This is a genomic window from Ferdinandcohnia sp. FSL W7-1320 (genome assembly GCF_038050315.1).
GTDB classification, from domain to species: Bacteria; Bacillota; Bacilli; order Bacillales; family Bacillaceae_L; genus Ferdinandcohnia; species Ferdinandcohnia aciditolerans.
On sequence record NZ_JBBPAM010000001.1, the window covers coordinates 4,841,776 to 4,856,506 of the forward strand.

The 14,731-nt window shown below is 39.1% G+C and carries 13 protein-coding genes; all 13 read right to left on the reverse strand.

The annotated features are described in order from the left end of the window. Window positions 1-9: 9 nt before the first annotated feature. The 13 genes from NST91_RS23350 to kdgT all read right to left on the reverse strand — a co-directional run bounded on the left by NST91_RS23350 (window position 10) and on the right by kdgT (window position 14,582). The gene (locus tag NST91_RS23350) at window positions 10-705 is read right to left on the reverse strand and encodes an ABC transporter ATP-binding protein (RefSeq protein ID WP_341333063.1); all 696 of its coding nucleotides are present in this window, start codon (window positions 703-705) and stop codon (window positions 10-12) included. Continuing rightward, entirely contained in the window at window positions 698-2,485 is a 1,788-nt protein-coding gene (locus NST91_RS23355; RefSeq protein WP_341333064.1) for a branched-chain amino acid ABC transporter ATP-binding protein/permease, read from the reverse strand. The genes NST91_RS23350 and NST91_RS23355 overlap by 8 nt, the downstream gene beginning before the upstream one ends. Then, window positions 2,482-3,357 carry a branched-chain amino acid ABC transporter permease gene (locus tag NST91_RS23360; RefSeq protein ID WP_341333065.1) on the reverse strand — a complete coding sequence of 292 codons (876 nt, stop codon included), beginning with the start codon at window positions 3,355-3,357 and terminating at the stop codon, window positions 2,482-2,484. The genes NST91_RS23355 and NST91_RS23360 overlap by 4 nt, the downstream gene beginning before the upstream one ends. Before the next feature lie 11 nt (window positions 3,358-3,368). Next, window positions 3,369-4,520, reverse strand: a complete 1,152-nt coding sequence (locus tag NST91_RS23365) for an ABC transporter substrate-binding protein (RefSeq protein WP_341333066.1) — start codon at window positions 4,518-4,520, stop codon at window positions 3,369-3,371. Between the two features lie 176 nt (window positions 4,521-4,696). Then, window positions 4,697-5,743, reverse strand: a complete 1,047-nt coding sequence (locus tag NST91_RS23370) for a 2,5-dihydroxypyridine 5,6-dioxygenase NicX family protein (protein WP_341333067.1) — start codon at window positions 5,741-5,743, stop codon at window positions 4,697-4,699. Beyond that, window positions 5,740-6,582: an alpha/beta fold hydrolase gene (locus tag NST91_RS23375; protein WP_341333068.1), complete on the reverse strand. Its 843-nt coding sequence runs from the start codon at window positions 6,580-6,582 to the stop codon at window positions 5,740-5,742. Before NST91_RS23375 ends, NST91_RS23370 begins: the two co-directional genes overlap by 4 nt. 117 nt (window positions 6,583-6,699) lie before the next feature. Further along, window positions 6,700-7,365 (reverse strand): isochorismatase family protein, encoded by a 666-nt coding sequence (locus NST91_RS23380; protein WP_341333069.1) that lies wholly within the window; start codon window positions 7,363-7,365, stop codon window positions 6,700-6,702. A gap of 78 nt (window positions 7,366-7,443) precedes the next feature. Further along, entirely contained in the window at window positions 7,444-8,232 is a 789-nt protein-coding gene (locus NST91_RS23385; RefSeq protein ID WP_341333070.1) for a maleate cis-trans isomerase family protein, read from the reverse strand. A 318-nt stretch (window positions 8,233-8,550) separates the two neighbouring features. Further along, window positions 8,551-9,330, reverse strand: coding sequence for an isochorismatase family protein (locus tag NST91_RS23390; protein ID WP_341333071.1), 780 nt, complete (start codon window positions 9,328-9,330; stop codon window positions 8,551-8,553). A gap of 484 nt (window positions 9,331-9,814) precedes the next feature. Continuing rightward, complete coding sequence (locus NST91_RS23395; protein WP_341333072.1) at window positions 9,815-10,714, reverse strand: AEC family transporter; 900 nt, start codon at window positions 10,712-10,714, stop codon at window positions 9,815-9,817. Window positions 10,715-10,941: 227 nt separating this feature from the next. After that, a complete protein-coding gene (gene gucD, locus NST91_RS23400) occupies window positions 10,942-12,411 on the reverse strand; it encodes an alpha-ketoglutaric semialdehyde dehydrogenase GucD (protein WP_341333073.1) in 1,470 nt (489 codons plus the stop codon). A 29-nt stretch (window positions 12,412-12,440) separates the two neighbouring features. After that, window positions 12,441-13,343 (reverse strand): fumarylacetoacetate hydrolase family protein, encoded by a 903-nt coding sequence (locus tag NST91_RS23405; RefSeq protein ID WP_341333074.1) that lies wholly within the window; start codon window positions 13,341-13,343, stop codon window positions 12,441-12,443. 246 nt (window positions 13,344-13,589) lie between these two features. Next, entirely contained in the window at window positions 13,590-14,582 is a 993-nt protein-coding gene (gene kdgT / locus NST91_RS23410; protein ID WP_341333075.1) for a 2-keto-3-deoxygluconate transporter, read from the reverse strand. Window positions 14,583-14,731 lie beyond the last annotated feature (149 nt).

Sequence of the window (14,731 nt, forward strand, 5' to 3'; positions counted from 1 at the left end):
TACCCCTGTTCATCCTAAATAAATAGATTGGATTTTCTGATCGTTTCTTAAAGCTTCACATTCTCCGGATAAGACACAACGACCAAGTTCAATAACATAAGCCCGATCGGAAACATCCAAAGCTAGTTCTGCATTTTGTTCAATTAGTAGTATCGTTGTTCCTGCCTTTCGTAGGGCAATAATAGAATCAAAGATCATATCAATGATTTGTGGAGCCAGACCTAGGGATGGCTCATCAAGCATTAGGAGTTTCGGTTCCCCAATCATAGCACGGCCAATTGCTAACATTTGCTGTTCCCCACCGCTCAAACTGCCCCCTAATTGGTTTCGGCGCTCTTTCAAACGCGGAAAGATACTATAGATTTCCTCTATTCTGGATTTAGTTACTTTTCGTTTGAGGAAACCTCCCAGTTTCAAATTCTCTTCCACGGTTAATGTAGTGAAAATCCTTCTTCCTTCTGGGACTTGTATGATTCCTCTGGAAACAATTTGATGAGGTGGTAGTCGAGTAATGTCCTCTCCATTAAAAATAATGGTTCCTTTCTTTTGTTTTACAATTCCACTAATTGACATCAAGGTGGTGGATTTACCTGCCCCATTGTTTCCAATGAGACAGACAATCTCCCCTTCATTTAAGGTGAAGTTGATATCCTCAAGTGCCTGTGCATTTCCGTAAAAAGCTTGGAGATTTTCAACATTAAGCATGCTTCTTATCTCTCCTTCCCAGATACGCTTGAATAACTTCTGGATCACGCACCACAGCAAGAGGCAATCCATCCGCGATCTTCTTTCCAAAGTTTAGAACAGCCATATGGTCACAGATCTTTGTTAATAAGTTTAGGTCATGCTCTACAATGAAGATTGTGATACCAAAATCATTACGTAAACGAATAATCAAGTCCTTTAAATTTTCTCTTTCCTTAAGGTTTAGACCGGCAGCAGGTTCATCCAAAAACAGCACTTTCGGTTGAGAAGCAAGAGCTCTGGCAATTTCCACTAGCCTGCGATGTCCGTAAGCAAGATTTGCACATAAATCGAACGCTTTATCTTCCAAGCCGACCAGCTTCACCAAGCTCATTGCAATGCTATAAGCCTCTTGTTCCTCATGATGAAACTGCTTATTTTGCAATAAAGCTAAACCAATATCATTTTTAATCATGGTCGAAGTTCCAACCATGACATTCTCAACGACTGTCATACTGTTAAATAGCTTACTAACTTGGAATGTCCGAACCATCCCCATTTCACCAACGTAATGCATCGGCTTGCCGCTGATGTCCTTGTCCATGAAAGTGACTTTACCAATAGTCGGCTTCTCTACGCCTGTAATGGTGTTAATAAAAGTTGTTTTACCCGCTCCGTTCGGACCAATTAGACCAAATACTTCACCTTGCTTTACTTCCAAATCCACATCATTAAGAGCAACCACACCTCCAAACTGCTTTGTAACATGATCCATTTTCAATATGGTCTGATTTGTATTAAACGGTTGGGACAAGTAATTTTTTAAGTTCAAATCCAATTTCGTGTACTTGATAATGGATTCCATCGTCTGTTTCTTGAATTTTTTCACTAGGCCATATAATCCGTTAGGCCAGAAAATCATCATTACTGCAATAAAAATTCCATAAATGATAGGACGGTAAAGTGGGATTTCCTTTAACAATTCATTTAAGAACGTAACCCCGAAGCCCCCAAGAAACGCCCCGAAAAATGAACCAAGACCACCTAGTACGACCATAAGAACAACGGTTATAGATTCATGGAAGGAAAAGGGCTCAGGACTGACGAAGGCATACATATGTACCATGACACTTCCCGCTAAACCAGCCCAGAAACAACCTAAGATAAAGCCTTTGATTTTTGTCATTCCAATGTCGATGCCCAGTGAGGAAGCAGCCATCTGGTTATCACGAATAGCACGGAAATTACGGCCAAGCCTTCCTTGAGTGATTCGGATAACAAAGAAAAATTGAACCAAGAGAATAAGAGAGGCAAGAATAAAAAATTCTTTCTTTGAATCTACTACCCAACCGAAAATATTCGGAAATGGGATACCTGGAAGTCCATTCCACCCTCCAGTGAGGCTGCCTCCGTTGGCAAATATAATAGTTAAAATGATATTGAATGCTAGAGTTGACATGGCAAAGTAGGTTTCATTTAACTTGGCCATAGGTGATAAAATGAGTGATGCTAGAGCAGCAACAACCCCTGCTGTTAAAAAGGCAAGGACGAAATTCCAGTCATAATGATAGGTTAAAATAGCTGAAGTATAAGCCCCGATTCCAAAAAAACCAGCGTGAGCTAAACTTACCTGTCCTACATAGCCAAAGATTAACTGCAGTGAAACGGCAAGGATGGTATAGATAACTGCTTGCGAGAGTAAAGACAACATATAATTCGACTGAACAAAGAAAGCGAGTAACGCTAAAATCGCTAAGGCACCGATTAATGTCCCATATTTCTTCACTACGGATTGACTCATGCTGTATCCCTCCGTTGTTTAATTCCCAAAATACCAGTTGGGCGAAATAACATAACTGCGATTAATATCACATAAAGGATTAAATCACGGAACTGCGAACTGATCATGGTACCACCAAAAGCTTCAATAAGCCCAAGTAAGATGCCACCAATAACAGCACCCGTTACATTTCCAAATCCTCCCACAACAGCTGCGGCAAAAGCCTTAACCCCAATAGTCCCCATATCATAAGAAGCGTAATAGATAGGTCCAAGGAGCACACCAGCTACCCCTGTTAATCCTCCTGCAATAAGGAAAATGAAGGCGATGTATTTATGGTTGTTTATCCCTAGTAACTGAGACATAATCCGATCGTCCGCAATCGCCCTCATCGCTTGCCCGAGACGTGTATAGCGGAAAAAAATCTGGAAGACTACCATTACAATAATACTTAATACAATAACGAGGAAGCTCATTCCGGAGATTTGTGTTACACCAATATTGACTTGGCCCTGCGAAATATTGTTTGGATAGCTTAAAGGCTCAGCCCCCCATATCAAAGCACCTAATTGAGGTAGGCTGATTAAAATTCCTATGCTGGCAATCAGGACATGAACGTCCTGACCGCCTCGCTTTTGGATTGGATGAAAAATAAGTGTGTTTGCTAGATAACCAACGATACCAGCAATTAACATTGCTAGAATGATAGACACATAATAATTTGCCGAAAAACTGCTGATAACTGAATATCCTACTAATCCACCGATCATCACAAACTCGCCAGTACCAATATTCAACACTCCAGATGACCGAAAAATCAAACTGAAAGACATGGCGATTAAACTATAGATACAACCAACAGCTAGTCCGCTTACTAATATATCTAAGTACACGATATCCCCCCTTAATAGGATCCTGGTTCGAGTGTTTTCTCCAATTTTAATTCTCCATTATCCCATTTGATAACATAGATTGGTTTTGTTGCTGATCCATCAGAATTAAAGCTTGTGATACCTGATGCTCCTACATAGTCTTTGATATTCAATAATTCTTTTTGAACCTTCTCCTGGTCTAAGCTACCAGCCTTTTCAATCGCACTTTTCAGAATATAGACAGCATCATACCCATGAACCTGATAAACGTTCGGATCAATTTTGAATTCAGTCTTCCACTCTTCAATGAATTTTTTTGTTGCATCTCCAATGGTTTCGCTTGAAATATACGCTGAGCCGATAAATGTATTGTTAGCAGCATCTCCTGCAATCTCCAGATATTGAGGATTCGACATAGGATTGGTTGCAAAAATAGGTTTGTCATATCCATTAGCTCTCGCCTGCTTTGCGATTAAACCACCATCTGCTGCGTATCCAGTAAGAAAGATAGCCGCATTAGGATATTCACTAATTCCTTGACTAATATAAGAATTAAAATCCTTTGCATCAACTGGATATTTAAATTCTTTTACAATCTTACCTCCATTTTCCTCATACTTTTCTTTGAATGCCTTTAAAACGCTCGTTCCATAGGCATCATCCCGAACAAAGACAATCATTTCTTTAATGCCCATTTCATTGGCTGCATAATGAGCAGATGACCAGCCAAACTGGTTATTGTTTGCCAAATTAACAAAGAAACGAGGGTCTTCTGACACGACATCTGGGTCAGATGCAATAGGTGATACAGCAATCATATTATTTGCTTTGACCTTTGCTACTTGAGATAAAGCTACCGCACTACTTGATCCACTTATAACAAACTTAATGTCACTGTTCGCAAATTTATCAATGGCCTGCTGCCCTTTGAAGGGGTTTCCTTCATCATCATCTTTTACAAGTTCTACCTCTTTACCATCTATTCCACCGTTTTCGTTAATCTCATTGATCGCATATTCTACAGCTTCATAAGTTGGAATCCCAAAAGCAGCCGTGGGACCACTTAGCCCGCCAACATATGCCAACTTTATACTCGATTCATCTCCTGACGTACCACTACTTGAACAACCCGTAACAATTGCAATCAACGATAAACATACAATAAAGGACCTCAGTTTTAACATATTTCTCCCCCTTTAAATCTATTATTTTGTTCACATAATCTCTAATTAAAAAGGTGACACCTGTTCTTTTGTAATGGATTAGGTACCGCTATTCTTCAAAAGAAATAGGTGTCTTTTTCTGCTATTTTTAATTTTCCAAAAATTAAATTGATAGATTTCTACAATATGAAACAGCCTTACCTTTTCGCTAATTGCGTATTAACTGGTTGCATTTCTTCAATAACAACGTCCCCATCTTTAACGATTAATTTGCCATCGAGATATAATGTGCAATTTTTCATTGGCAAATCAAGGTGACATGGAGTATCATTGCTTCCACCTAATTCGGAATTTGGACCTAACGAGAAAAGAACGTTTCCGTAAAATGCACGGCCATCCATACCAAATACTTGATCATCGAAGGCTAAACTATGCCATTGTGCTCGTTCATTTAATCCCCAGCCAATATGAGAGATCGCATATGCCCTTGGGTCATTAAAGCTTTCCATATAATCTTTTATGAGCATAGCGTCAAAACCGCCCTCTATATTTGTCACATAGCCATCTTTGATTGTAAAGGTCACTTGCTCTTGTAAATATCGATTAAACGGAAATAAGATATCTCCTTTATCCATAACAACAACACCGTCAACACCACCATCGTTTGAGGTAGCTGCTGCAAAGCAACTTGGGAGATGGTCCCATCTTCCCGGCTCATCAGCAAAAGCATACTCTGTTAGGATCGGATATTGTCCTAATTGATAGGTAACATCTGTCCCCGCCTGGTTTGTCACTCTTAATTCCTTTGCATTTTTTAGAAGATTAGTTGCGTATAATACTCTGTCCTTGTCGCTTTCTTTTGGAAACATTCTTTTAATAACATCAAAAGGTTCAACTACTAGTAAAATTCGGACGCCTGCTTCTTGCAGTTCCAATTGTTCTTTTGAAAACAAGAGAAGCACTAAATCTATAACAAGGTCGGCCTTTTTCAGACATTCAACAGCGACTCGATTATCTGTTAACGGTGTGATACCAAAAGACCCTTCAGCTCCACGATTATTAGGAGGAAGTTTTAATTCAAATGCATTTGCTCCGATTTGAGAAGCAGCCGTCAAAAAAGCCTTTGCATAATCTGCTCGAATGTCACCAGAAGTTAGAACTGCCATTGTTTCTGTAGGCTGTAACTTACATAATTCAAGTTCCTTTTTAAAAAGCTCTACCATTTCATCAAATTCTACTGTCATTTTAAAACACCTCTCCCATTTAAATTAAATACTTTATCAACAAAAGATGTAATATATTTCGCTGTTTCCACAGGTGCATCCTTATATACCATATGTCCAACATCTTTGACCAACACTGTCTCCATCGATGGATTTATCGACTTCAATACTTGTAATTCATTTTCACGGATTGTATCTCCATGTTCTGCAACTAATAGTAGGGTAGGAACCGAAAGCATTTTTACATGCACTTGAAATGGCTCTTTCAGTAATGATTCGTATGATTGAACAATTGCTTGGAAACTATTATTTCTGTATTCCTCTGCTCTTTCTGAAAGCTGTTCTTCAGTAAATGCAGGAAAATAACTACGGAAAACATCCATCTCTCCTTGATCAACAGCCTCTTTTTGCTTGATAAACATGGAGAGCGGATTCGGATAAACTTGTCTTTGTCCAGGTCCGTTAATTGGTGGATCAATTAATACAACTCCAGAAATAAGGGACGGGTAACTGCTAGCGAACGAAGCAGCGATTCTAGCCCCCATTGAATGTCCGACTAATAATGGAGGGTGAGGGTTATCAATAATTGCATTGATAACATTCAGTAGGTCTTCAGAATAATCTTGTAGTGTGTATCCATCTTTAGGGACATCTGAAAGCCCTCTGCCTCTTGGATCCATGGATAAGAGATAGCAATCATCAGGCATCCTATTTAAGATGTTTCGAAATGAATAACTGTAACTCGTTATTCCTGGGAGAAAAATAATAGGAACTCCCTCTTTTTTTCCTTTTGTGATGAGGTGAATTTTTGCATGTAGCCCTTCTACAAATAAATCTTCAAAAGAATCACTATGATTCATTATACTAGCCCCTTCCTACGAAGACTTTCTACGTGTATTTATGTGAAAGTATATGAAGTGAATGATATTTTAATAGAATCCTATATTCCTACTTTTCTTACCTTGAGAAAGGCAGCGTTACATCTGATAATCCTTTGTGACTTGCTTTTTAAATTTCGACATATTTTCAATGACTTCACTTGTCTTTAGAACATCCGCGTATTTTTGACGAAGGTCAAATAGACTTTGTTCATGTGATGCCCTTGAGCGATCCCCAACAGCATCTTCAACAACTATTGGTCGATACCCTAATTGCAATGCATCAACAGCTGTTGCTCTGATACAACCGCATGTTGTACAGCCAACAATAATGACAGTATCAATATTGTTCGCATTGAGACGAGCAATGAGATCTGTCCCGAAAAACGCTGAAGCGTATTTCTTTACAATAAGGCCGTCACCAGATTGGAAGTGTAACCGAGAATCGACTTTAACTGCTTCGGTACCAGAGATTAATGTCTCTAGTCCTCTCATTTTCTGATACCAAATACCAGAATCCGCGAGTGACTCATCATCATAAGAGATAGTCGTAAAGAATACTGGAAGTTTTAACTCATGCATGACACTTAATAATTTATTTGTCTGTTCAATTTGTTGCGTTAAATCAGATCCCATCGGCATGGTTGGGTCTGTAAACCCCTTTATCATATCTACTACGATTAAACCAGGCTTCTGGCCAAACCCTAATAATTTTCCAAAACCTTTTTCTTTAAAAAAGGTTTCATCGTCTAAATGCTGTATCACCAGGCTCCCCCTCTTCACCATCAAATTGTTCCTTACATTAATGATTGAGAAAAAATAATAACTCCCGCATTTTTACGCTTATTCTCCCCCTTCCTTTGTAGAAACCCCTGCTAATAGATTTCCTGAAAGTAGTCTTCCTGCATTTGGTACATAGGGATCTATATTTAATGTTTTAAGAATCTTGTAAACTGTCGCTACAGAGGCTGAAAGAACGGGCTTACCGATGTTGTCTTCCACGATTTGGATGGCTTCTAATGAAGGCATTTGAACACAAGCTGATAATACAACCGCATCTGCTTGGCTTATATCTAAATTCTTCACTATCTCTACAAGACGTAATGGATCTTGGCGTCCAACTTCAAGATTATCGGGAATTTCTAAACTAATAGAGTCCGTAACTTGAATTCCGCTTGCTTCTATATATTCAATCACTTGATTTGTTAGAGGCTTCATATATGGGGTAATAATGGCTACTTTTTTTGCTCCTAATTCCTTTATCCCTTCTACAAGGGCTCCTGCGCTACTAACTACTGAAGTAGCTGCACCATTATCCTTGGTCTTTGTAAAAAGACGCTGTTCGGATTCTTTATGGTACCCAGGTCCTTGGCACATAATAGCAACCAGACACGCGTAGGCAATTACATCACATCTTGCATCTGAAAGTTCAACTGCACATCTGTCACTTTCAATGTCCATTGATTTTAATTCTTCTTTTGTTACCTTTTTCATCCGCATTCGACTTGAATGAAATGTAAATGTTGAATCTGAAACGATTTGTTGTCTCCTTTGAAGCATGGCTGGTATTTCAGTTTCCATTGTTGTGTTAGAGCTAGGAACAACTAGCCCGATCCGGTAGTTCTTCGTCACAAGTTCACACCCTTTTGATCGTTTTATTAAAATACCTATAGTTAAGCGATTTTGTCATATTCACTCTTCTTGTGGTGCTTTGTTTTTATTATTTCCTATACAACTTCCGTTTTTTACGTTCTCTCTCCCCTCCCATTTTTTTAGATTTCTAATCCAATTACTTCTAAAATTAATTAAACTTATCAAAAAACTTTAAACTTACCAAACTTACCAAACTTGTTAATTCACATTTTACTCTACACTTTCAATGGTGTCAATATTAAAACTAAATAAAATTTTCAGTAAATTAATGATAAAAAAACTGTGAATGGTTTTCATTCACAGTTTACTAGACCTTTTCATTCCTTTTATAGTTTTATCTAAACTAATCACATCTGCATATCTTGCGTTTAAATCTAACAAAGTTGAGTTCTGTAACGTCTGATTCCGATCGCCCACAGCTTCTTTCGGAATAATAACTCGATATCCTTTTTGAAGCGCTTCCACAGCAGTCGCTCTTATGCTTCCACTTGTCGTTGCTCCTGCCAAGATGATTGTGTCTATTTGTCTGGTTTGCAAAAAATCATTTACTTCGTTATTATACAAATCCGTAATATAGGCCGTAGGATTAATAAGATCATAGGGGTAATCTCTAAATTCTGGGTGAATCTGGGTCCATGTGCTTTGATGATCTAAAATTTGAAGCGATGGGAATTTCTCACTCCACAACCTAGATACCTTATTATCAGGTTCATAAACCGTTTTGCTAAAGATAATTGGCATCTTATGATCGAAGGCGACTTCAATCAACTTCTTAACAGAAGAGAATTGATTCTCGAGTTGAATAGATAATTGGGAATGCGGATCGGTGAAACCATTGGTCAAATCTCGGATTAACAAGGCAACCTTATCCCCAAATCCAATTTGTCCCGAAAACCCCTGATTCGAATAGAGTTGCTGGATTTCATCCAATATATATCTCCTCTGACCACCAGGTGTATAGATAACCTTTAATCCATATTCTTCAATATAGCCGTTCTTCTCCAATCTACGTAATGTACTTGGCGAAACACCCAATAGTTTTGATGCTTCAGATATATTTAAAAGATTCTCATACATCTCAATACCTTCTTCCATCGTATTCTTTTTATTACAATATTAAAATGATACAAATGAACATCTTTATCGATAAACAAGTAGTCATCTCTGATTAGCAAGATTACAACTTCAACATTTCTACCAAAGTCTTTGATAACTTCCAAACTTACCAAACTTACCAAATAGTATATCATATTATTTCACTTTTTCTCTATAATTCACAAAAAATACAAAGTATCTGGTTCCTTTTTTAAGGAAGCAACTAGGTATTTATATTACAGACCTTTTCAAAACAACCGAGAAACCTAACCCTGGTCTCGAGTTTTCAACAATTACTTACCAGTATATGGCGAACAGTTTAGTATTTTGGAATTTCTTATAACTTGTGAGGCCTTTGAAAAGGATGGTCATAGGATTTTAAATGGGGTAATCTTGTTGGCATACAAGATTAGTTTCTAGGGGGTGTATAAAGAATTGGGATGAGGGACCTGACCCTCTATCCCACTTAAAGCAGAAAGATTACAAACGGGATTGAAATCAAGCTAAGTAAAGTTGTGACTAGTGTTGTAAATGATATTAAGTCTGGCTTGCAATCGAATTGGACGGCTAGCATGGTTGTGTTAGCTGCGACAGGCATCGCGGCCAAGAGAATAAAAACGTTTTTGATTATGTCGCTCACTGGCATGATCTGAACTAAAGCTAAGGCAAGAAGCGGTGATACAACCATACGTAGGATTGTAATACTACTAACATATTTCAAATTAAATTTTTGCGGTTTGATTTCAGCCAATTGCATGCCAAGGATTAACATAACAATTGGAATGGATGCATCTCCCACCATACTTATTCCACCTATTATTGTAGATGGTAATGGTATGTTCAAAATCTGAAATAGAATCCCCAATATAGCTCCATACATGACGGGCATTCGTATCAACCGAATAAATGCACCTTTCATTCCAGTTGAGGTGTCCCCACCGAGGGATGCAAGAAAGATACCCAATGAATTGATTAAAAATGCATGAATCACCATAATAATGATGGCATAATCAAAGGCCAAACTGCCGAATGCAAACAAAGCAACTGGGGCTCCGTAATTCCCGCTATTCGGAAAAATACTCCCAATCTGCAAAGCAGACATATGAGGTCGGTCTACCTTTAATAGTTTTCCAGTCAAGAAGGTTATACCCACTAATAGAACAGTAAGCAATACTGTAAAAACAAACATATAAAAATAATCGGCATTTAGTTGATTGGTATAAAACGTATCAAATGTTAAAAAAGGTAATAACAAATATAAAGACAGTTTTGAAATAGATTTAATATCAAATTTGAGGACCTTTTGACCAATAAATCCAGCAGTGAAGATAAGGAATGCAGGTAAAACGATTAATAATAACTCCATCTGTGATTTCCTTCCATATTTATACTAATATCTTATTCTAACATAGTGGAGCAAGGATCGGGTTGGTCACGGGGATAGGATCCGTAAACTACCATAGTTTCCTCATAGACTTCCCTATTAAAAAAAGCCCGATTGTACAGATTACTCCATAATCGGGCCATTCATATTCTATTATAATATGTGATTTAAACCCATTGTTTTGGGACGAGGGACTTATCCCTTTGTCCCTAGCAACCTTTTACGAAGACGGTTTTGATTGCTGTGTAGAATTCTTTTGCAGCTTCTCCCTGTTCACGGGAACCAGAACTAGAAGATTTCATGCCACCGAATGGCGCTTGTAGCTCAACACCAGCACTTTCAGCATTGATTCTTACTAGACCTGCTTCGATATCTTCAACAAATTCTAAGATATTACTAATATTTGAAGTAAAGATTGACGCGCTCAAACCGTATTTAGTATTGTTCGCAACATCAATAGCTTCCTCTATATCTTCAACTTTAATCAAAGCAATAACAGGTCCAAAGATTTCATCTTGGGCAATTGCCATTTCCGGAGTCACGTCATCAAAAATTGCAGGAGTGATGTAGAATCCATTTTCGAACTCTGCCCCTTCAGGAACATTGCCTCCAAATATAAGAGATGCACCTTCCTCTTGGCCTTTCTTGATATAACTTTTTACGGTATCTAATTGGCTTTCGCTAGCAGACGGCCCCATCCAGATGCCTTCCTGTAAGCCGTTGCCCACTTTAATTTTCTCAGTTTCCTTGATTAGTTTTTCTTTGAATACCTCATATACCGGCGCTTCCACGATGACTCGGCTGGATGCTGTACATTTTTGGCCGGAGGAACGGAATCCACCACTGATTACGGCTTCCACCGCCTGATCGAGATTGGCATCTTTCGCTACGATGACTGGGTTTTTACCGCCCATCTCAGTTTGGAACTTGATGCCTCTTGCAGATGCAGACTTAGCTACACCTCTGCCAATTGCCTCTGAACCCGTAAACGTGATTCCGTTGAGCAACTGATGATCAATTAAAGCCTGCCCTACAACCGAACCGGAACCAGTTACAAAGTTCAAAACTCCTGCAGGAAGTCCGGCTTTTTCAAAGCACTCCACCACTTTCGCAGCGGTAACTGCAGCCTCTGATGCTGGCTTGAAAACGATTGTATTACCATATACTAGGGCAGGAGCAATTTTCCAAATTGGAATGGCAACTGGGAAGTTCCAAGGTGTAATGACTCCTACGACACCAAGCGGAGTTCTCTTCGTGAACATAAGAGCTTCATTATCAGAGGAAGGAATGACATCTCCTTCTTTTCTCATGCCTTCACCCGCATAATAACGAAGAATAGCGACCCCACGGGCTGTTTCCCCCTTTGCCTCCGGAAGTGTTTTACCCATTTCTCGAGTCATAGTTTCAGCAATTTCTTCTATGTTTTCTTCGAGAACATTTGCAACCTTATAGAGGATTTGACCACGTGCTGCTTGACCAATCCTTCGCCATGCCTTCTTAGCTTGGTGAGCTGCTTGAACCGCTTTTTCAAGATCTCCAACCGTGGACTTTTGAACATATCCTACGGTTTCGTATCGGTTTGCTGGATTGATGCTTTTGATCAACTCATTCGATTCCGATTTGACCCATTCATTGTTAATGAAATTGCTGTACGTAATTGTTTCTGTTTCCACTTTCACTTTCATTACCTCCTGATCAATTCGTAAATTTATTCAGCCACGAGAACTTCGCTCGGTTGCTGCTTCTTAACTGGGTTTCTTAGAATTCCGATTTCAGGAATCTCAATTTCTACTTGATCCCCATCTTGCAGAGTAAACTCGTTCGGCGGAACGATACAAGTGCCCGTCAACAGTACTGTGCCATCGAAAATGATATTATCCCTAATCAGATAAGAAACTAACTCATCATACTTCCGCTTTAACTGGCGGGTGTTGGCAGTCCCTTCGAATACCAACTGATTGTCCCGATAGATTCTGCAAATAATATCCAATTGATAGGCATCCTCAACGGAATCCGCTAATAATAATGCTGGTCCAATTGAGCAGGATTGCTTCCAGATTTTCGCCTGTGGTAGATACAGCGGATTTTCTCCCTCAATGTCTCGGCAACTCATATCATTTCCGATGGTGTAGGCGAGGATTTCCCCCTCTCCATTGACTACCAGTCCTAGTTCAGGCTCGGGAATCTGCCAGTTCGAATCACTTCTTATATATACATCCTGATTTGGCCCTACCGTACGATTAACAGTTGACTTCAAAAAGATTTCAGGGCGTGGTGCATCATACACTTTATCGTAAAATGTTTGCGCATCTAACTTTCCGTTTGTTGCTTCATAGTTTCTCGCTTCTCTACTCTTTTCGTATGTCACACCTGCTGCCCATACTTCTGGAGCATCAATTGGCACTACCAATTCAACTTCTTTCATTCCATAATCAACTGGTTGAAGGTTTGACACTTTATCCTCCACAAAAGCTAGGATAGATGTTTTGCGAGCTTTTGCATCACGAGTGATGTCGATAAAACCTTCATAAGGAAGCGGATAGATCGCACCGTCGGACGTGACCGCCGCAATAATTTGCTCTTCTTCTTTTCGGTAACGGATAATTTTCATCAACAATACCCCTTTCGGTATGTTTTTATCAGAAAAATTTAGTCTTCTATTTTTATATAGGGGATTGAAATGTGGAAATCTCAATACCCCCACTTCAAGTCACTTTTGTTTATTTTTCATTATTCGATAGTATAATAGATGTGTGTGTGTTGGTATCAATAGATGTCATTCAAAGAATCGCTTTGCACCACAAAACGATTATTGATATCTGTTGATGCCTTTTTTTGTCTATTAAACTCATCATTTTTACACTGCCTTTTTTATATTGTCTATGCGTTTGTTAAGAATTGAATTCTTGTTTGCAAACTTGTGATATACACCCGTCACGATTGGAACAACAATTGATGTTACAATTAGTGAAGTTGCAACCAATGCTGTTGCTGCTGGTGCTACTGGTGCAAGTTCTGGAACCATTTCAGCTACCAATAGTGGTGTAGCAACTGCTGCTCCTGCAGTACTTGAAGCAGCAATCCCCGCAGTACCGTTACCCTTACCAACAAAGATATCTGCTAGGATTAGAGGTATTCCTGTTACGACAATTACTAAAAGTCCAAGAATAATACCAAAAAGACCTGTTTCCGCAAGAACCGTCAATTTAATACCGTTACCGAGCGAGAATGCGAAGAAGGGTATCAGAACTGGAATGGCACGGCTAAGGAATTCACGAATGTCCTCATCTAGATTCCCAAGGATATAACCGACGATGAATGGTAAAATCAAACCGACTAACACTTGAGGTTCGAATGATGCAACTCCTGCAGTACCAAGGATAATCATAGTCATTAGTGGGCCAGATTCAATGTTCATGAGTACGAATGCACCTGCTTCTTCTTTTGAACCATATTGATCCATTAGAGAAGCGTAAAGACCTGTATTGGTCATATCCATGGCTGCTACCAAGGCGAGGGCAGAAACACCCGCGAAGAATCCGGATTCAATCATCCCGTTACCAAGATAATGTGAGGCTACAAAGCCAACAACCCATGCAACACTCAGTTTTGTTACCAATAGAACCCCTGATTTTCTGAGGACAATGCCTGTCGACTTCAGACGAATAGATGCCCCTAGACAGACGAACCAGACAGCTAGTATAGGAACCGTTCCTGATGTCAGACCAAACGTAAAGGATCCCAAAGATTTACTTAAATTAGGAAAAAACGTATTCAGCAATGCTCCTATAAAGAGCGGAACGACCATCAAGCCACCAGGAATTCTATCAATCGTTTTTTTAATTTTCATATATTGACCTCCTCGTATAGTAAGTTTATAGTCCTCTTTCGAGGTAATTTCCAATTAAAATATTGTTCTTTGATAATTCTATAGATGTTAGTTCAGATAGTGGGGGGCTAGCCCCCCACCATCTGAAAAAGTTTTCCAAAGGGTGGACT

Coding starts and splice junctions, on each gene's coding strand:
- NST91_RS23350 (WP_341333063.1), bottom strand. CDS start 705: ATGCTTAATGTTGAAAATCTCCAAGCTTTTTACGGAAATGCACAGGCA.
- NST91_RS23355 (WP_341333064.1), bottom strand. CDS start 2,485: ATGAGTCAATCCGTAGTGAAGAAATATGGGACATTAATCGGTGCCTTA.
- NST91_RS23365 (WP_341333066.1), bottom strand. CDS start 4,520: ATGTTAAAACTGAGGTCCTTTATTGTATGTTTATCGTTGATTGCAATT.
- NST91_RS23370 (WP_341333067.1), bottom strand. CDS start 5,743: ATGACAGTAGAATTTGATGAAATGGTAGAGCTTTTTAAAAAGGAACTT.
- NST91_RS23375 (WP_341333068.1), bottom strand. CDS start 6,582: ATGAATCATAGTGATTCTTTTGAAGATTTATTTGTAGAAGGGCTACAT.
- NST91_RS23390 (WP_341333071.1), bottom strand. CDS start 9,330: ATGTATGAGAATCTTTTAAATATATCTGAAGCATCAAAACTATTGGGT.
- NST91_RS23395 (WP_341333072.1), bottom strand. CDS start 10,714: ATGGAGTTATTATTAATCGTTTTACCTGCATTCCTTATCTTCACTGCT.
- NST91_RS23405 (WP_341333074.1), bottom strand. CDS start 13,343: ATGAAAATTATCCGTTACCGAAAAGAAGAAGAGCAAATTATTGCGGCG.
- kdgT (WP_341333075.1), bottom strand. CDS start 14,582: ATGAAAATTAAAAAAACGATTGATAGAATTCCTGGTGGCTTGATGGTC.